The 20039-nt window shown below is 51.2% G+C and carries 8 protein-coding genes; 6 read left to right on the top strand and 2 right to left on the bottom strand.

Annotated elements, in window-relative coordinates; all coding sequences use genetic code 11:
* The coding region (locus tag RDM26_RS06590) for an NlpC/P60 family protein (RefSeq protein ID WP_307738197.1) at window positions 1-599 on the top strand (599 nt) is incomplete at its 5' end.
* Between the two features lie 1094 nt (window positions 600-1693).
* On the opposite strand, the gene RDM26_RS06595 is transcribed toward RDM26_RS06590, so the two are convergent.
* Window positions 1694-2764: a hypothetical protein gene (locus RDM26_RS06595; RefSeq protein WP_307738198.1), complete on the bottom strand. Its 1071-nt coding sequence runs from the start codon at window positions 2762-2764 to the stop codon at window positions 1694-1696.
* A 758-nt stretch (window positions 2765-3522) separates the two neighbouring features.
* Between RDM26_RS06595 and RDM26_RS06600 the strand changes: the two genes are divergently transcribed.
* From RDM26_RS06600 to RDM26_RS06620, 5 genes are all read left to right on the top strand, one after another.
* Window positions 3523-3711 (top strand): hypothetical protein, encoded by a 189-nt coding sequence (locus tag RDM26_RS06600; RefSeq protein WP_307738199.1) that lies wholly within the window; start codon window positions 3523-3525, stop codon window positions 3709-3711.
* Window positions 3712-4037: 326 nt separating this feature from the next.
* A complete protein-coding gene (locus tag RDM26_RS06605) occupies window positions 4038-12887 on the top strand; it encodes a SpaA isopeptide-forming pilin-related protein (RefSeq protein WP_307738200.1) in 8850 nt (2949 codons plus the stop codon).
* Window positions 12884-14458, top strand: coding sequence for a SpaH/EbpB family LPXTG-anchored major pilin (locus RDM26_RS06610; RefSeq protein ID WP_307738201.1), 1575 nt, complete (start codon window positions 12884-12886; stop codon window positions 14456-14458). The genes RDM26_RS06605 and RDM26_RS06610 overlap by 4 nt, the downstream gene beginning before the upstream one ends.
* A gap of 317 nt (window positions 14459-14775) precedes the next feature.
* The gene (locus RDM26_RS06615) at window positions 14776-15735 is read left to right on the top strand and encodes a class C sortase (protein ID WP_307738202.1); all 960 of its coding nucleotides are present in this window, start codon (window positions 14776-14778) and stop codon (window positions 15733-15735) included.
* 197 nt (window positions 15736-15932) lie between these two features.
* On the top strand, window positions 15933-16838 hold the full coding sequence (locus RDM26_RS06620) for a universal stress protein (protein WP_307738203.1): 906 nt from the start codon (window positions 15933-15935) through the stop codon (window positions 16836-16838).
* Window positions 16839-17116: 278 nt separating this feature from the next.
* On the opposite strand, the gene RDM26_RS06625 is transcribed toward RDM26_RS06620, so the two are convergent.
* Window positions 17117-18367 (bottom strand): ATP-binding protein, encoded by a 1251-nt coding sequence (locus tag RDM26_RS06625; protein WP_307738204.1) that lies wholly within the window; start codon window positions 18365-18367, stop codon window positions 17117-17119.
* Window positions 18368-20039 lie beyond the last annotated feature (1672 nt).

Here is a 20039-nt window from a genome sequence, read left to right on the forward strand (position 1 = left end):
CCGCCGTTCCCGCCAGTGCAGATGCCACTGTGGCCAAGCAGATCGCCACCTCTGTGGATTCTGGGCAACTGGCAAAAGGTACGGTTGAGAAGCTGACCGTTAACCAAGAAGTTACTTCTGGGGTGGCAGAGCCTACGCAGTCGAATGTAGCTGCGAAGGTAAGCGCTGCGCCAGCTCCGGCTAGGGCTACTGCGTCCGCAGCTACCCAGAATACGCAGCGCTCGTCCTCAGAATCTGCTGAGACCTTCGTGGGTCGCGACCTCGGTAAAGCTGATGGTACTGCGGTAGGAATTGCGATGCAGTATCGGGGCGTTCCCTATGTTTGGGGCGGCACTACTCCTAGTGGTTTTGATTGCTCCGGGTTTGTGGGCTATGTGTATCGTCAGCTGGGGTATTCGCTACCTCGCTCAACTGGTGGGATTGCTGCTGCTGGTACTAAGCTTCCGCTCAGCCAAGCACAGCCCGGTGATATTTTGTGGAAGTCAGGTCACGTGGCCATCTACGTTGGCGGCGGAAAGCTGATTCATGCCCCCAAGCCAGGTGATCGCGTTAAGGTAGCACCGATTTATTCGAACGGCTTCAAGGTTATTCGCCTGTAGCAACTGACTGCCTGTAGGCTACGGCGGTGCGCTAGGAGTAACTGCTGTTGCTGATATTGGGTGCTGGTCTGGATGCGTGACTTTCATGTGAGGGTAGCGCCAGAATATTCTTAAGAAAGCAGTTAAGAACGTAGCGCCGATAGGTTCTTAATAGTTTTTGCTGGTTGTGACCCGAGGGATTCCCTCGGGTCACAATCTTTTTAACTATTTCCCTGTTGCTGCTTACTCCACTTTATCCCGTCGCTGGCGGGTCTTTCCGTCTCCGGAGGGTACATTTGCGCGTGGAGGGTGATTCTGGCGCGTATATTGCCTGCATGTGTGTCTACGCCTGACGCTTTCACCCTCCAGAGCTGAGATTACCCTCCAGCTCTAGGCAATTCGCCTTTTCGACCCCCCTAGTATTCCTCGCGCTGGCGGGTCTTTAAGGTGCTGGCGGCTCTTTTTATTTCGGGAGGGTGTTTAAGGCGTACGGGCATTTAGGTCTCGGGAGGTTATTGTTGCGTCTGGAGGGTGGTTTTGCATGTGGAGGGCGCTGCTGTCGCGCATATTTCCTAGTAACGAGATACTACCCAACATTTACACCCTCCGGAGACTAAATTGTCCCTCGACTTTTTATCAACAGTCCTTACAGTTCGCTTCTGTTCCTCGCGCTAGCGGGTCTTTCTGTCTCGGGAGGGTGTTTTTGCGCGTGGAGGGTGATTCTGGGCTTGGAGGGTGATACTGGCATATATATTGCCTGTTTATGTGTCTACGCCTGACATTTTCACCCTCCAAGGACTTAGAACATACAGAAAAATAAGTCCTAGTAGATGAATGGGTAGGTGCGGATTTTTTGCTATTCATTAAGGAGGGCGCAGGTATTCCTTTTAATTAGGGTGGCAGGTTCGTCCTCCGCGGGCAGGAATATGCTTATGAGGTGCGGATGGAAAGGGAACAACAGAATCTGGACGGAATAAGGAGGACGAGCTAAGGAGGAGTGATGACTAGGGGGGGGCGATTGATCTGTATCGTGCATGAAACAACCACTCCCGGCGAGGGCATTAACCATAAAAGAACTGTTCAAAGGGACAGTGGAGTCAGGGCACTATAGACCTTTACATATTAAAGGCAGGCTTTTTCAAACGGTACAAGTGTGGCAGTGCCACCCCGTTCCAGCTAGTGCCTAACTGTTTGCACAGTAATTTTGCGAAGCCCAAAGTGTCTGCCACGTCCTCGTAGGTAAAACGGTAAATATGCCACCCGAGTTTTTGTAGCCTGCTTTGGCGGTGCTTTTCCCCTTGAATGGCGTCGAAAGCTTTGCGAGGATCGCTGCTCTGATACTTTTGCATACCGTCGATTTCGAACGCCTCGCGAATCTTCGGGAGAGCGGCATCCAGGAAATAGCTTTGAGCGGGAGAAATCTGAACTTGAAACTGAGGAATTAGGCGCTTCACCTGTGCTAACTGAGCTGCGGCATGAAATAAAGATTCCGCGTAGCTTTCGAATCGGGGATCCATATTTGCGAGGATTCGCCGAGCTTGAGGTGCCCCGAGTCGTTTTCGATAGTTGTTGGCGAGGTCTGTCATTTGCGCACGCAGTTTTGGAATCCGATCTGCGAAAGTCTCTCGGCCGCGACGATCAAGTTCACGCCACTGCGGAATTAGCTTTCTAGCTGCGGAATCAGCAACTGCTTGCGCGCTTCCTGCTGGGAGCCAGGCAGAGCATTGCAACGTGGTCGTAGGAAGGTCGGTGATGCGCACTCGGTGCCCAATATATTTAGTGGAATCTTTTGGAAGGGCGATCTTGTGGAAAATTAATGGAGTCGGTGGCATTTTCGTGCGGATAGGGCGCCCTTGGGAAGTATCAACATCAACCCACGCTGGCAGCAGTTTCTTTTCAAAATGCCTAGTCGAGGTATGGATAGGAGTATCGCCTCGCAGTGATTTTAGGGATAGACCATGCAACAGGGCGGCGGTAACCCCGATAAACACCGGGGGAGTGTGGCATCGCGCCGCGTGGGAGGCGATTTGTCCTAACTTTACGTAGCGGATCCGCTGCCATTTGTTCGCTGATTTAAGAGGCCTGATCACGTGTCCGCGCCCGACTTTAATTAGGGAGCCGTTTGCTAGGGAGTCTTCTAGGACTCTCCGCGAAAAGGCCTGGGTGCTGATGAGTTCAGGAAACATAGCTACACCGCTTAATTCAAGTTAGTTCAGGTTGGTTCAGGTTGTTTTTGGAAACATAGCTACATCGTGCCAGGCATAGTTTGCCGAGTCTCGTCCTCAATAACCAGACAAGGATATTTTCGGTTTGTTTGTACCTGGGGACTGGCGTTATCGGGTCTTGGTTTTTAGATGCCGCGGGAGGGTACTTATGTCTTGGGAGGGTGACCATGTCGTTGGAGGGTGTTTTCGCCCCGGGAGGGCGCTGTTGCGCGCGGAGGGCGTTACTGTCCCGGGAGGGTGGAAAGGTTACGCGGGACGAGGCGACCGGGTGTTACGGCTGGTTAAAAGACCCTCCGGTGACATTTTCACCCTCCAGCGACGTAAATACCCTCCGAAGGCAGATCCATCTTCCGGCGGTAAGCTAGCTTTCGGGGACGGGGAGGCGGAGGGGGCGGAATCGATGCGTTTGTCCTTATATATAGTGCTGATTCCTTTTGCGAGGAGGGCGCGCTTGTCTCGGGAGGGTGATTTGTTTCGGGATAGTGTTTTCGCCGTGGGAGGGCGATTTTGCCTTGGGAGGGTGGAATGGTTGTGTGTTTGGCGGAAAGTACTGGTGGATTCTGGTGAAAGCACCCTCCGGCGGCAAATTGACCCACCGGCGATGAGATTACCCTCCGGAGACGAAATTGAGCGTTTATGGTGGAGAGGCTCTAAAATCAGCAGTCCCTTGATGAGGGAACCGTGCCGGATGCACTGACGAGCTGGGACGTGCTGAAGATGTGGGGAATATAGATAATCGGGGACAGGTAAACATGCTGGGATACGTAATTAATCTGGGATGCCTAAAAAATCTGCCAGCTACCGACAATCGGGGGCGCACCGAATGGCGGGGCGTAGACAAACCGGGACAGGTAGATATGCTGGGATACTTAATTAATCTGGGATGCGTAATCAATCTGGCTACATAGACAAACTGGGACACGTAGACAATCTGACAACTACCGACAATCCGGGATACGTAGACAAATTGGCGGGGTCTAGGCAACCCGACAACCCGACACCTACCGACAATCTGGAACCCACCAATAATCTGAGCTTAATAGGACGTATGTCCTCAGGGCCGAAATAATCTAAAACAATCGGACGAAAATGCAAGAAAAGCTGTAATAGTTTGCAGGAATAGCTCGCCCGAACTGTTGTGAAAAAAAGATTAATCTACTATCATTGAAACTAACTATTTGAGTTGAGGAATAGCTGTAACTTTTGGTGGCTGGCTCATAGTAGAGGTGTTAACGTGGCAAGTAAGGTAGTTAGCAGAAGGCTTATTGCTTCGCTGTCGGTTTTAGGGCTGTTGTTGTCAACATTGCTGGTGATCGTGCCGATGACGGCGCCCGCAGTTGAACAGAGTAACTCCGCTAAAGCCACCTCTGCTACCGGCAACAAGTCCGCAAAACTTTCTGCAAGCACCAACCACTCCACCACCAGCAACACCAAAAACTCCAGCGCCGCCACCGATAATAACCAGGCGCAACAGTTCAATTTCCAGCAGACTAATGCCGGCGTTCCCCAAGCACTTCGCGTTCCAGCTCCGATGCGGGCGGGGGTACCCCCAACTGACGACCGTTTCACTTTCAATGGAACGGAGCTCACCGGCCTGACAGATAAAGGTAAGGCCGCGCTAGAAGCTAATAAAGAACTGACCATCCCGGCGGGTACTACCAAGATTGCGGAGGGCGTGTTTTCGGGGCTGAATCTCACAAAGGTTACGTTGCCGGATTCGGTTACCGAGGTTGCAGATCGCGCGTTTTACGATAATCAGATTTCGAAGCTTACGGCGCCGGGTTTGAAGATTATTGGTGAGGGCGCATTCCAGAAGAACAAGCTGACCGATTTCGAGTCTTCCACGGTGGAAACTATTGGCGAGGGCGCGTTCAGCGATAACGCCCTGAAATCGGTAAAGATTAAGAGTGCGCCGGTAACCGTTATTCCGGCGAACACTTTCCGTGATAATCAACTGGATACGGTGGAGCTGCCAGATACTGTCACCGAGATCGGTGCCAGCGCGTTTGCCAATAATATGCTTAAGGGAGTCACGCTTCCTTCTAAGCTGGCAAAAGTGGGGCAGGAGGCTTTTAGTGGTAACCAGATTGAGAAGGTGAAGATTCCATCTACTGTCACCGATTTTGGTCCGGAAGTGTTTGCGAATAACCAGCGCTGGGTGGTGCTGGATAAGGCTGATGGGCAACAATCGCTCCCGGCCGCGGTAAAGTCCGAAAAGTACAATTCTGGGTTTGGTCAGGTGGCCGCGGAGGATACGGTCTCGATTACCATTAACTACATTGATGCGGATACTAATAAACCTTTACGTAGCCCCCAGGTGCTGCAAAGTGAGTTCACCGAACCAGACGGAGTCTATTTCGCGGGCGAAGAAAACACTATTAAGGCACCGCAGCTGGCTGGCTACGCGGTGACTCCAGATTCCCAAAAGATTACCCCGCAGGCCGGGGCGGCTAATGAGGTCACTTTTAAATACAAGAAAACCGATTTCTCACCCAAGATCAGCGGGGAAATTGTAAAGCATATCGCTAAAGATGGCGATGGTTCCAAAGCAGCCCTGCTGGCGGGGGTGACCGCGACAGACACTGACGGGAATGATATTACCGCTTCCCTGACAGTTTCTCCCGAATCAATAGACACCAGTGTGCAAGAGGCTACCTACGATGTCTACTACACCGCTACCGATTCTAAGGGGCGCACCAAGACCGTTAAAGGCAAAGTGGCAGTAGGTCCGGATTGGCCAGAAAAAACCATCTGCCCCGGATGGCAAGTAAAAGACTTCAAGTATCACACCTGGACTGATTCTAAAGATAAACAGTGGAACTCTGTAGCTGGTTTTAGCACTACCGGATTGGCGAAATATAGAGCTGGTCAGACTAAAAATAGTACAGATTGGTGCTGGCCCACTATCGGGGACAAAGGACAGCCAATCGACTCTATTTCTGAGGACGCGTTCCGGTCGACACCTTTGACTTCGGTGCCAGATTCCTGGGGGAATATAGAACACATTGGAATGCGGGCGTTTGTGAACTCTAAACTTACCGCGCTGCCGGATTCCTGGGGCAAGGTTAAGAGTATTGATTATTATGCTTTTCAAAATAACCAGCTAACCGCTCTTCCTAAATCTTGGGGGGATGTCTCCTACTTGGGGGATTCAGCTTTTAAGAATAATAAGATTACTTCCCTGGAGGCGCCCTGGGGCAAGATTACTGACCTTCCCGAGGGTGTATTTCAAGACAATGAAATAGTTTCGGTGCCGGATTCTTGGGGCGACATAACTCGTATTTGGCAACTAGCATTTTACGGGAACCAGCTTACTGCCCTTCCCGATTCTTGGGGGAAAGTAGCTACTCTGGGTAGGCATGCCTTCTACAACAATAAGCTGACTGCGCTGCCGAATTCTTGGGGGAAGATCACCTCCTTACCCACCAGTGTCTTTGATTCCAACCAGTTAGTTTCCTTACCCGCTTGGGGTAGGGTTACGGAAGTTGGTGGCTCCGCGTTCCAAAACAATCAAATAACTGCGCTCCCTGACTCATGGGATGAAGTCGCTAGCGTGGGTGAAGCCGCGTTCAGGAATAATAAAATCGCTGCGTTAACTGCTGACTGGGGCAAGATTACCTCTCTGCCCTCATTTGTATTTAATAATAACCAGATAGCTTCGCTGCCAGCTTGGGGGTCAATTACCAGCATCGGGAATTCTGCATTTGAGAAAAACAAGCTAACTAAACTCCCAGATTCTTGGGAAAACGTGTCTCGGCTAGGCACGAGTAGTTTTGCTTCTAACCTGTTAACTTCTTTGCCGGATTCTTGGGGCAAGATAACCGTTATCCCCGAAAAGGCTTTCTACGATAACCAACTGGCCTCGCTGCCCGCCTGGGGATCGGTAACCACTATCGGTAAGAACTCGTTCGTGCGAAATAACCTCACGGTACTTCCGGACTCGTGGGACAGTGTAACCACCATTGAACCTTGTGCTTTTGCGGGTAAGAACATTTATAAAGATAACGCTTATCCCGATTACCGTTGTTACCCGTCTGAGGCAAATACCGGTACTAATATTAACCAGATTCAATCCCTACCATCTTCTTGGGGGAAAGTGAAGACTATTGGGGCTCAGGCTTTTATGGGCAATGCCCTCACCGGTCTGCCGGATTCGTGGGCTAGCGTTACTAGTATCGGCGCCGAGAGTTTCAAAGATAATAAAATCACTGCTCTGACCGCTCCTTGGGATACTTTCACGCAGATTCCCCGTGGCGCGTTCTTAAACAATGAAATAGTTTCTCTGCCACCCTCTTGGGGCAAGATTACTGTAATCGGAAGATACAGTTTCTTGGACAATCGGCTAAAGGCTTTACCCAGTTCCTGGGGTGAAGTTAGAGAAATTCACTATGGAGCTTTTGCCAATAATGAGTTGACGGCGATACCAGATTCTTGGGGCAAGATATCTATCTTAGGTGGGCGTGAGCGGGGAGCACCTATATCCAGATGGGATCCTCATGCTACCGTCTTTGGGCATTCTACCTCTAACTCGCAGACCAAGGATATAGATAGGGAGAAAAATAAAAATAATATCACCGTTCTCCCGGAATCTCTTGGTGATTTGTATTACATCCATGCTGATACTTTTTCCTCAAACATGCCACGAGGAATGGTATTTACGGTTCCGGATGCTCCCTTGATTTATGACGGTCAGCAGTATGATCGTCTAGAACATGCAGTAGAAATGTTCTCAGGCGTAGGTTGGGGTAAAGGCGGCGCTGGCTCTAATACTACCTACGGCGGTCTTAATGGGCCTATATATCTGCGACCGGAGTCGGGTAAGAACCCCAATAATGTATCTGGATACACTACTGGATATGGTAACGACGTCATTATCCTCACCGATTCCCAGGTGCGGGTACGCTACCTTGATCAGGAAACCGGTCAGCCGTTGGCACCGGAAATAAACCGCCCCATTAGCAGTAAAGAGGGCGATAGCAACCAGAATTATGTGCTAGTGCCGCCTATGATTGAAGGCTATTCGCTGCCTCCTAGCCAGACCATTAAGCTAGACGGCAACGACAAGGACATAGTTTTCAATTACCAGAAGGCTCCAGCAGAGATGACGGGCTCTTACGCACGTCTGGATTTGACTGGAAGAATAAACCAGCCTGGCTGGCCCGAGTCCAATGAGCTAGAAGAGGAATTCGGCAATAATATGCGCGTTGACCTCACCTACGGTGGGGACGCTGGAACCTCGATAGTTAAGGATGGGGTTATTCGGGTAACTTATGATCCTACCCGGGTAGAAGTTGCGGATTGGGATAATACTTCCAGCCAATTCTTTACCTCAGTTAAAGTAGTTGCTCCGGGAGTCCTGGAAGTTAAGCTGAAGCCGAATTACGATAGCTCTACGCGAACCAGTATTCCTATCTACTGGCGTATAAAGAAGCGGATCACCGCCTCGGACGCAGTTTTCCCGGTCAAAGCGGAATTGGTTGATACTGCCGCGGACGGGAAGCAGTATGTGCTCACCCCGCACCCGGATTCTAAACCGGGGCCGGTGAACCTGAAAGGATACTATCCGCTACCTTCTTTCACGAAGGATACAGTAGGGTGTTATCTCGCCGTATGCAGGGACTACGATGACGATCCGGAAGGAGACGTCAGCACCTCTGGCAAAAACGCGGTCACCTTTACTTTCGGAGTAAAGAAATTGATGCGGAACGTGCGTGGTTACACCATCACTGACCAGTTGCCGCTATACACCAAGACCGATGGAACCCAGGCACGCGCCCAGTTCGTAGCCGATGAAAACCCGGGGTGGGAGCTAGGCAAAGATGGGCTCACCCTCACCTATACCAATACCGAAAAACGTCTGCATACGGAGAGCTCCGGTCTAGGTAGCTTGAAGTTGCATTTCCCGGGGGCAAAGAAACAAAAACGGATTGATAACCACGCCGATTTCACTCTGACTCCCGAGGAGCAAGGCCCGAAAGAACCGCTGCTTACGGGGGCGGCAGATACTAACTTCAGCTTCTATAAGCCGATGGAGACTGCACCTCCAGGGGTTCCCCTAACGAAGGTTGCTGCTGGCCCGCACTTCCGTGATGGAGCCGCGGTAATCTACGACACTAAGCAAGATCGCTCTCTTGAGATCGATTGGAATGTACTTACCAATAACATTACGGATACCCCTGTGAACCTAAATCTTAGGGACTTTGACCTTGATGACCGTTTGCAGTACACCGGTATTACCCCTGACCCGGTATTTGTGGGTGGCACCCTAGAGATTATTAGTCCCACTGGCGAACCGGATAAATATAAAGTTCTTTATTCCATGGGCATTACAGGAACTGACCGGATCGATCTGCCGGAGGATCTTACCTCCTACCAGAACATCCAGTTGCGGTGGAGCAGCGTTAAGGCTACGCAGCCAGGACAAAAAACTATTACCAAGATTCACACCAAGCTCCGCGACCCGGATAATAACCTCTGTGAGGGTCTGAAGTGCCAAGCTGACCTCAGAAATAAGGTGCAGGGCGGGGAACGTATTAAAGAGGCTCATGTCAAGGTGAAGCCCGAAGGTAAGAAGCTTAAAGCTCGCAAAGTCAACACTTTTGACAAGGCTACTCTCGCCGGTAAAACCGGTACCTATACCGTAGGCGCGGAGCTAGAAACCGATTACGGTGACCCCTTAACCGGTTTTGAGCTGGTAGATGTGCTACCTAGAGGGTTGGAAGTTAACCGGGTCACGCTGACTAAAACGTTTGCGGAACTGCCCGGAGCCCGTTACCAGATTCTTTCTAACTTCAATGGGACAGGACGCGTAGCGGTTCGTTTCCAAGCGGATCAGGTCACCGATCCCAGCCAGGTATACAGTGTGGGACAGCTAGAGACCACTATTACCAGGGGTGTTATCGACGGTGACATCGTTAACGAAGCGTTCGTGCATGCTCAAGGCAATGTTGAGTATCCAGAAGACAAGAGCGACAAAAACAAAGACAGATGGGCAACCACGGTGGAAAACCCGATTGCCGGTTCTGGAAAGTGGTCGAGAGCGGAAAATACTACCCGAGTCGCAGTAGGGGATGAAACCTATATCTACAAGCGGATTAAGGAACGCAAGCCAAACGTGCCCTGGGTTACCGAGATCAAGACTGTCGGGGGAGCGAAATTCGATTATCAGCTTCGCCTAGGCTACGGAACTAATCCGGAGCAAAATCCGGTGATCTATGACTTACTGCCAGTGGCAGGTACCCCTGCCCGCAGCGGTTCCACCCTGATTAACCAGTACGATCCCAGCGGGCAAATCAGCTTCGAAATGGTAGATGGTACGGCAGCTAACGGTTGGAATACCTTCTATACCTGCGACACTGGTATCGCGAAAGATAACCTAGATCGCGCCAACTGGCAGAGCACTCCCTGCCCGGTGGTAACGGGGTTGAAATTTACCAATAACAACCCGCAGCAGCCGCGCAGCGAAGTACGGATCACGGTACCGATGATTGCTGGCCCGGTGGGTGCGGATCCGCGTTCCCAAGAGCATTTGGGCAAAAAAGCAATCAATGATTTCTGGAGTCTGTCGAGCTCACACGCAGGCAAACTGGAATCCAACCCGGTGATTAACACCCTGGTGCCGCCGGCGGTAAATATCGAGCTGACCAAGTACGGATTCAAAGCCGAGCCCTTCCAGACAGCGCAGAAGAAACTGCTCGCAGGAGCCAAATTCGGCCTCTACGATAAAGAGGGAGCACTGCAAGCCAGCGCCATCTCTGACTCTAAGGGGCAGGTAAAGTTCACGAATGTGACTGCCACCCCGGGCTGGACGGTGCGAGAGATCGAAGCTCCCACGGGATATGCCGTTACCGATAAGGCATATATGCTGTCGGCTAGCGACTTTAATGCCACCAATTATGATTCCACTACCGGCACCTACAAGATTAAACTGCCTGATGTTACCAACATTGGCAAGTGGTATCCTCTTGAGCCGATTACTGGTACCGCCGAGTTTAAGAAAGTGGACGCCCTCGGTAATCCCTTGGCGGGTATTGAATTCACGATCACCCCGCAACCGGTGCGACAGAACGATGGCACCATGTTTGTGCCGAACTCCGCTCCGATCACGGTGCGTTCTAACGATGACGGTCTCGTCAAGTTCTATCGTATTCCCGCTGGTAAATGGCAGCTAACGGAGAATCCGGGCGTTCGTCACTTGCAGCCGATTGCGCCAATTGATTTCACCATTACTAGTTGCAGCCAAGCAACTTGTACTAACCTGCGCGGGCTGGATCTGAAGCTGGGAGTTAACGGCCAGATCAAGAACGATAAAGGCGCGGTGTCGCTGTCGAAGTTGGGCGTGCGGGGCATGGCCGATAAGAATAAGTCCTTTGGCGAGTGGCAGCGCGGGGACGGCGTGATTAAGGCGGGCGCGACCTTTAACCTCTATAAAGGAAAAGGGACTAGTAGCCTAGTTAAGTCGGTAACCACCGGGGGATCGGCCGCTAATGTCATCCTCGATAATCTGGATATTAATCAGGTTTATACCTTGGAAGAGACTAAGGCTCCGGAGGGGTATACCCAAAATAGTGAGCTAATGTATTTCCAGATTGACCCGGATGGTCGGCTTTTGGACGCTTCCGGCAAGCTGTTGCTAGAGCAGCGCGAACTGTTAGTACCCAACGAGGAAGAAAAACAAGAGTCTTCATTGGTTGTCACCAAGGTTGACCCTACGGCTGACGAGACTGACAAGTTCTTGGTCGGTGCCGAGTTTGGTTTGTTTAAACAGAACCCGGATACTTCTTGGCCGGCCGACCCGATCAAGAAAGTAACTACTGGTGATACTGGTCAAGCAGAGTTCACTGGGCTTGCTGGTGGGGTTTACCGGGTGAAAGAGCTGAAAGCTCCCATCGGGTATTATGTTGATCCCCAGGCGCAATACGATTTCGTAGTTGATGACTATAAGGCGCAGCAGTTTACCTGGACGGCCAATAATAATCCTTCCCGCTTGCGGGTCTTCAAATATGAACCCTTGGTGAAGGCGATTGATGAGGACGCTGCCGATAAAGTAGTGTCGGGCACCCCAGGTGCGGTAAAAGTCCCCGGTAAAGTGGCGGGCACTTTCGATGTGGTGATCCCGCTGTCTGGCGCCAAGTTCACCCTCTTTGAAGAGAACGAGACTACCGAGGTTGCTAGGGATCTTACTACGGGCAAAGACGGTTTGGTAGAGCTGCCGGCAACGGTCAAGCTGGACCCTGACAAGATCTACAAGCTGAAAGAAATCACAGCTCCTAGTGGGTATGTGGCGAAGTCTAACGCGGTATCAGTAAAGGTTTCTGATTATGCCTTGCTGGATGGGTTTACTGGTTTGATTACTTTGGAGGTTCCTAACACTAAGGACACCGGCCGGATCACGGTTTCGAAGCTGTCGAAAGAAACTGGTAAAGCCTTGGCGGGTGCGGAGTTCACTTTGACCAAGCCCGACGGGTCTACCCAGAAGCTGGTTACTAACGAGGTGGGTCTGGCTACCTTTACTGGTCTCGATTTCGGTAAGGAATACGCCGTGCAGGAAACCAAGGCTCCAGACGGTTACCTGGTATCGGATCAGGTCTCGAAGGTTACTTTGACCGGTGATAATCCGACAGTGACGTTTGTGCGTTATAACCAGCGCGCGGAGGTTGAGATCGAGCTTAACAAGGTCTCGGATGAGGGCGAGGCTCTGTCTGGCGTGGTGTTTGAGCTTTCCCGCGAGGGAGATAGTGGGGACACGCAGACCCTGACTACTGGGAAGGATGGCAAGGTTAAGTTTAAGGTGTTGCCTGGACAGGAGTACACCTTGCGGGAAACCCAAACGAATCGGGGTTATGCTTTGTTGCCGCAGCCGGTGAAGTTCACGGTTGATGGTAACGGGAAAGTGACCGTTTCCAGTGAAAAAGGAAATGTAAATACTGTTAGTGGCGGGAATGGATCCCTGACCGTTACTAACTACCCGGAGGGGAAGCTTCCCTTGTCGGGATATGCCGGTGCTTTAGAAGTGTTGCTTCTTGGGTGTCTGGTGTTAGGGATTGCTATTGTATTCACTCTATTTGAAAGGAAGAGAAAGTGAGTAAGAAAAAGTTACTGGCCATGCTGACTGGCATGGTGATGGCCTTTATGGGCCTGGCAGGTGTTGGCGCCGCCAGCGCTGATACTATACTTGGTACATCTCAGCCGGAGAAAGCATCCTTGACGGTGCATAAGTATCTGGGTGCGACTACAAATTTGAAACACGATGGTACCGCGATTGATGCTGGCGAGCTTACTGGTAAAACTCCTTTGAAGGGGGTTAATTTCAAGCTGTACAGGGTTGAGGGCGTTGATGTTTCTACTAATGATGGTTTGAAACTGGCTCAAGAAATCGCTGCGGTTTCCCTGAAGGATGATGTAGTTACCACGGGTATTACGGTTGGAGGCACCACTTATAAGTTGGCTGCTACCCCGACTACTAAGACGACAGGCGCTAATGGTGAAGCTAATTTTGCTGATGTAGCTCGTGGTTTGTATGTTGTGGTTGAGGATCTAGAAGGCTCAGGCACGATTAAGGCTGCTGATAAAGAGGTTGCGAAGGAGAAGATTACTCCGATTGCTCCTTTCGCGGTGACTTTGCCGATGACTAACCCTGATGGCAAGGCTTGGAATGCCGATGTGCATGTTTACCCGAAGAACCAGGAAAACACCCTGGATAAGAAGGTTGTAGACAAGGGTGTTACTACTTTGCCTGAGGGGGTTACAGGTACTGCCAATGAGTTTAAGTACGTCTTGTCTACCAAGTCTACTGGTGCTGACGCTGATGGTGATGGCGAAATGAATGCTGCTGACTTGGGTGGGGTTTACAAGATTGTTGACCAGTTGCCGGCTAATGTGGAGTATGTAAAGACTACCGCCAAGATTGCCGGGGCTGACACCACTGATTTTGATGCCACCACCACTAAAGCTGGTGATCCGGAGCGTACTACGGTTACGGTGGCTTTCAAGGGTGCCGGGCTGGATACTATCGCTGCGGGTACTGATATCGAGGTTACTTTGCACGTGAAGCTGAAGAGTGTTCCGGCTGATGGTTTGACTAAGAACACCGGTCAGTTGTTCCCGAATAAGTACTCGGAAGATAATGGTAAGCCGATCACTTCTCCGGAGGTTGTCACCAAACACGGTGATATCGTGATTAAGAAGGTTGATAAAGATGGTGCCGCCTTGGCGGGTGCTGTTTTCACTGTGCACTTGGCTGATGCTGCTACTAAGAGCTGCTCTGATTTGACTAAGTTGGGGCCTGTTATCAAGACCTCGGAAGCCACTGGTGCTGATGGTTTAGTGAAGATCTCTGATTTGCAGTTGACTAACTGGATTGATGGGGAGGCTGTAGCTGAAGGCGATCAGGTTCCTTATTGTTTGGTAGAGAAAACCGCGCCGAAGGGCTATCAGCTTTTGCCGCAGGCAATTGAATTTAAGCTGACGAAAGCGGGCACGGTTGTTGATCTAAATACTGCTAAAGCAGGTGATGGTAGCTTCGTGCAGGTTACTAACTACAAGAACCCGGGTCTGCCGCTTACTGGTGCTCAGGGGATTTTGCTCGTTTCGGTTCTGGGCTTGATCCTGGTCTCTGTTGGCGTGGTGCTAACCGTTAAGCGCCGCCAGGACTAGGCATAGGTCTAGGAATACTATTAATAGAGTGATCAATAGCCCCTAAGACCAAAGAGGGGGCGGTGTAGCTTACTGCACCGCCCCCTCTTTGCGCCCTCATACGGGAAACGCTTTTCCCGTTATAGGTATCGGCTAATACCGGGCAGACAGGTTAACCGGCAGGCGGGTTAACCTGTGAGGCAAGAGGGGCAAAACTGCCTGAGAATAAACGGCTCCAAGGTGGATGGCGATACCCTGGGGTGGGGTAAATAAAAGGCCGGATTATATCAGGGTAGCCAGGTGAGAAGTGTTTACAGTTTTGAGAGGAGGGAACCGGGATGCGTAAGGCTGTGATTGTTGTTTTGACGGTGCTGGGAGCATTACTTTTGCTTTATCCGGTGGTGGCTATTTTTGTTGGTAATGTGCGTATTGGGGAAATATCCAGGATGCAGGCGCAAGAAATGAAGCAGGTTTCTGTGCGTCCTGATCAATCCCAGGCATTACTTAAACAGGCGCATGAGTATAACGCTAATATTCGAGGTATCCCGATTCTTGACCCCTATTTGTATAAGATGACCAAAACCGGGTCGAAAGAGTACCAGGAATATTTAGGGACTTTGCCCGGGGATGTGATGGGTCGGCTAGTGGTGCCCTCAGCGAAAATAGATCTTCCGGTGCGGCACGGTACCGAGGATGACGCGATTGCTCGTGGTGCGGGGCATCTGTTTGGTACCGGCTTGCCGGTTGGGGGTAAAGGAGTTAACGCGGTACTTACTGCTCATTCGGGAATGAGGACTGCTAGTTTGTTTGATGGCTTGCAGGACGTAGAGGTCGGCGATATTGCTTATGTGCAGGTGGCGGGGAAGAAACTGGCTTATAAAGTCCGTGCTATCCACGTGATTAAACCCACCCAGTTAGAGTTGTTCGAGCCTAAAGCTGGTAAGGATATTTTGACCTTGTTTACTTGTACTCCTTACGGTTTGAACACGCACCGGCTGGTAGTGACCGCTGAGCGTATCGCTCTTAAGGAAGCGCCCCCGATGAACGAAGATGGCCCTACCTGGTGGGATGCGTTGCGTTGGTGGATGATCCTCCCGATCATTATCTCGGCTATAGGAGGCGTTATAGTAGCTCGCTACCTGCGAAAAGACCGTAAAAAACGCGATGAAGAAACCACTCCAGACCAGACAGATAATCCCACGCAAATCGGCAGGCTAACCCGCACGCAAAGAGCAAAGAAGTTTAAAGGATCGACAAAACGTAAAGGATCACGTCATACAGCGCGACCGCGTAAATAATCGCGCACCCTCAAAACCCCTCAAACCAGCACAAAAACCCACCAAGCGTCCCCTCAGAAAAAAGACAACAGCTTCACCGAAAGCTGTTCCTTTCCATCCCGCCCCCCACCCGCAGCGTTCATTTCAGAGCAAACGTACCCTCCGGCCTATAAAATAGAAATAAGCAGGCAAGGGCGCAGCAGAAGGGGGACATAGACATGTCGGGAAAAGAAACTATCCTAGTGGGGGTTGACGGCTCCCCAGAATCTTTAGAGGCCGCGGAATGGGCGGGTGCGCGCGCCAAGCAAAGTGGCGGGAAACTGCAAGTATTATGTGCCTACGCGCTGCCCTCTTATACGGCAGCGTCCATGGATTCCGGATTCGCAGTGGTAGACAATGATGCGATTCGCGAAAGCGCGCAAACCGTAGTTGACGAAGCTGTAGCGCACCTCGAAAAACGCGGTTACCAGGCTGAAGGACGGGTGGAAGCCGGAGATCCCACCGCGATTTTGGTGCAACTGTCACAGCAAGTCGATTTGATTGTGGTCGGTACCCGCGGAGGCGGCGGGTTCACGGATCGTTTACTAGGAGCAACCTCCTCGGCTTTGCCGGCCTACTCTCGCTGTCCAGTCGTGGTAGTGCCTCGGCGGAAAACGGATGACCAATTCGTGCCGGTAAAGAAAATCGTGATTGGATTTGACGGTTCCACCCGTTCTCGCAAATCCTTGCGCCGCTCTATCAAAGAAGCCCAAGTTTGGGGCGCCGAACTGACCGCCGTGGATGCGGTTCCCCTGGCCTCATCCGCCGGGATTTTGTCCTGGTTACCGGCAACGGTCGACCGCGACAGCATTTTACGGGATGTGCGCGACAAACTTAAACAAACCTGTAAGGAAGAAACCGCTGATAGCGGGGTGAAAGTACATTCCCATGCCCTAGATGGCAATCCGGCGGCGTTGCTGACAGAGTTTTCCACCGCCGTTGACCTGGTAGTGGTAGGTACTCGCGGCGGCGGCGGGTTTGCAGGGGCGCTAATGGGCTCCACCTCGCAATCCGTGCTGGCTCACGCCGCCTGCCCCGTACTGGTAGTGCCCACCGGAGAGCGCGAATCCGCCGCCAAAAACTAAGCGGTTACCGCGCAAATGCAACGCAAATGGTTTCGTTGCATTTGCGTTGCAAGGTTTTATTTTGCGTTGCACCTTTCGTTGCAACGCAAAACGGGGCGCTTTTTCTATTGCTGATCTCTGGCCTTTAAGGTTCCGGTATCTGAGGTGCCCAGCCCAGAAGAAGGGCAGGGGAGTAATACTGTCGGTTGCCGATCGTGCCTTTGACTGCGTCCTCATCCGCGTCCTTGTCTGTGGTTCGCACGAATTCTTGCAGCGCCCTCATCCACATAATGTTTCAGCTAAAGACGCGAGTAACGCCGGGCTCTGCTTTCCCCATGAGCTAGGACTAACTGCTTGCTTACCAGGGAATTTAGTAGGCGGAGGGTTTTGGTTTTTTCGAATCCCGAGCGGATATCAAGTTCGGAGCGCGAATATCTTCTGCCCCGCGCCATGGAATTTAACAGCAATTTCTCCTGCGAGCTCAGCTGTTGGTGCGAACCGATAAAAGGCAAAGTAACCGTGATGGAGTTGTCCAGCACCTCAAATTTGGGAACCTCTGTTTCGTCACGGTAGGACTCTCGAATGCGCAGAATACCGGTGCCGAACTTTTCAATAAGTCCCAGGCGGAAGAAGACCTCTGCCAGGATTGGATTTCTGAGAACTGATACTCGTCCTCGTAAATACTCTGCTTCGGAAACTCCAGTGGGAAGTCCTCCTGGAGAGTAAATCTCCACGCAGTCAGGGAAAATGCTAACGCGTAAGCGAGAATTAATATCCCAAGTTCGATGAACCAGACCGTTAGCAATCGCCTCCCGGAAAGCTTCGCGCGGCACCAGCTCTTTGGTGGTTCTGGTTGCGTCCTCGATCTTTTCAAGACACAGGTAGCGGTCGAAAACCTTCATAGCGGTGTCCAGCTGCTTCAAAACAGAAACCTGTTCAACAGTGGTGCGATCGAGGATTTCATTAATAGAAGCACCGAATTTGATGACATCGATTCCGGGATAGTTATTCTTATCGGCCAATAGGGCGGCGGCACGGTTGAAACCATTCGGCCCGATTAACCCCAAGGTTTTGAGCACATCGGTGCTGGTATCCGAAATATCTAGCTGATTGCGAAGAGCTGTGGATAAAGTTTTAAACTCCAGGTCTTTCTCGGGGGAGTCAAGTTCTTCGAAGGAGAGGTTTTCTCCCTCCAATACCAAGCGGCTGAGTTCAACTCTATCCACTTCGACAGTGGAGCTGTCGCTCCTGCGGTAGGCTTTCCCATTGTAAAGGTAGGGTTTGTTAGAGCCCTCCTCTACGTGCAGACAGATGGTTTTGTCGTCCTGATTTATTTGGATAGAGAATCTGGGGCGTGGGGTAATGCAGTCGTTAATGCGATTTTCGATTGCCAGGCACGTTTCGTCTAGGTGGTCTAGACCAACCGCGTTTCCCGCATCATCGATTCCAAACAGTATTTCCCCGTCATGAAAGTTCGCGTAGGCGCTTACAGTCTTGAGAAAGGTGTTGGTCACTTTGGACTTGAACTCCAAGAACGCAGATTCTCGCATCTCTAACTCCCTCTTTGCAGCTTATTTTAGTTCTACCGCAACGTAAATGCAACGCAAATGGTTTCGTTGCATTTACGTTGCAAGATTTTATTTTGCGTTGCACTTTTCGTTGCAACGCAATACGAGGGAACCTTTCGAGTTTTGTTCTCTTCCTATTGGTGTGCCTGTGTTCGGGGCGCCGAGCTTCGGACTGGTATGGGGAGTGCTGCCGAGCTCTGGAGTGATCTGGGGGAGGGGGCTGTCGGTTGCAGGTTGTCAGTTTCGGGTTGTCGGTCGCTGGTTGCTGGCTGCCGGCATCGCCTTTGATTGTGTCCTCTGAGAGGGGCGCGAACGGAAGGCATTGCAGAAAGGAGGGGGTGGAACGAAGGGGTGCGGAACGGAGAGGAGAGCAGACAAGACAGGAGTGCGGAAAGGGTGTGAGTGCGGAACGGAGGAAAGGCTGGACCGGAGAGGCGCGGAACGGAGGGGAGGGTAGGGCGTAGCGGTATTCGCGGCAGGGCTTCTAGTTGGTGGGGTTGGTGGTTGGTACTTGCTGTTTGGTGCTTGATGGTTCGTGGGGTTTGTGATTAGGTAGTCGTGGATGGGTGTTGGTTTTTGGTGGTTTTTCGCTAGGGATTCGTAGATGGTGGGTCGTGCCTTTCTGTCGCGCTTAGCGTCTTCGTGCTCGCTGTTCTTTCCGGTTCTTTACGCCCAGGTCTTTTGATTCTGGCCAGTGGTTTCTGGCCTGCGGACATTCTCGCATGTTTTGGTTATTAGGGGTCGTGGCCTCCCTCGTAGGTACGTAGATACCTAAATAGTATGCATTAAAAGTACCACACTTTAGCTTTGTTACGAGAAAGTGGGTTTTTGTGAGTTTTTTAGTTGCAAGGGTCGCGACTGAGCTCAAGGTATGGTGTTTTATGCTGAAAAGCATTTTAAAATGCCAATTTCGCGATAAAAGTTACAAAAGAATAGTTAGTTGCATTTAAAAATAAACAAAATTGCACGTTTAATTTAATGAATCTTCGTGTCGCATTCTTAATTTCAATTTCGATGAATTACGCAACAAGTTATCCACAGGCTGTCGCCAAATATGTCGCGGTTATCGCTCTGGGACGGATCGTTAAATCTGGATAAACGTCAGATATTTGTTGTCTTATTGCCGTTTTTGAGTGCCCCCTTACCCGCAATCCCTGCCCGGTTGTGTGAGTCGGCATCTCGTCCTCGCCCTCGCCTAGTTCGTGCGTCGCTCTGTCCCTTCGTTTTCTTCTTCGCACAGGGCCCGGAACTGACTGTCCAAGAAATTGCTCTGGAGGGTGTATTTGTCTTTGGAGGGTGGAAATGTCGCGGGAGGGTGGAACTGTTTGTGTTTTGCCTGGAGGGGCTGGTGAGGGCGTGCAGAATCGCCCTCCACGGACAAAATCACCCTCCCGGTACCGGAACACCCTCCAGCGCGAAGAAAGGTAACAGAATCGCCCTCCCGCGTCGCTAAGGGGGTGGGGGAGCAAGTTCTGGGTAAGTAGCTGCTGTGGCGGGCTGGCGAAGGTGACCCTGAATAAATACAAACTATAAAAAACCATTCCATTTGTAGTGCAAAACCTCTAATATGTACTTCAGAAACTAGAGTTTGTATATAAGGAGGATCAGATGGCGCAAGCAACTGTTAACTTTCGTATGCCGTCTTCTGCTTGAA

This window comes from uncultured Varibaculum sp. (genome assembly GCF_902489465.1).
Classification (GTDB): Bacteria; Actinomycetota; Actinomycetes; order Actinomycetales; family Actinomycetaceae; genus Varibaculum.

Excerpts from the sequence above, each read along its gene's own strand:
- RDM26_RS06595 (WP_307738198.1), bottom strand. The coding sequence starts at position 2,764 with ATGTTTCCTGAACTCATCAGCACCCAGGCCTTTTCGCGGAGAGTCCTA.
- RDM26_RS06615 (WP_307738202.1), top strand. The coding sequence starts at position 14,776 with ATGCGTAAGGCTGTGATTGTTGTTTTGACGGTGCTGGGAGCATTACTT.
- RDM26_RS06620 (WP_307738203.1), top strand. The coding sequence starts at position 15,933 with ATGTCGGGAAAAGAAACTATCCTAGTGGGGGTTGACGGCTCCCCAGAA.
- RDM26_RS06625 (WP_307738204.1), bottom strand. The coding sequence starts at position 18,367 with ATGCGAGAATCTGCGTTCTTGGAGTTCAAGTCCAAAGTGACCAACACC.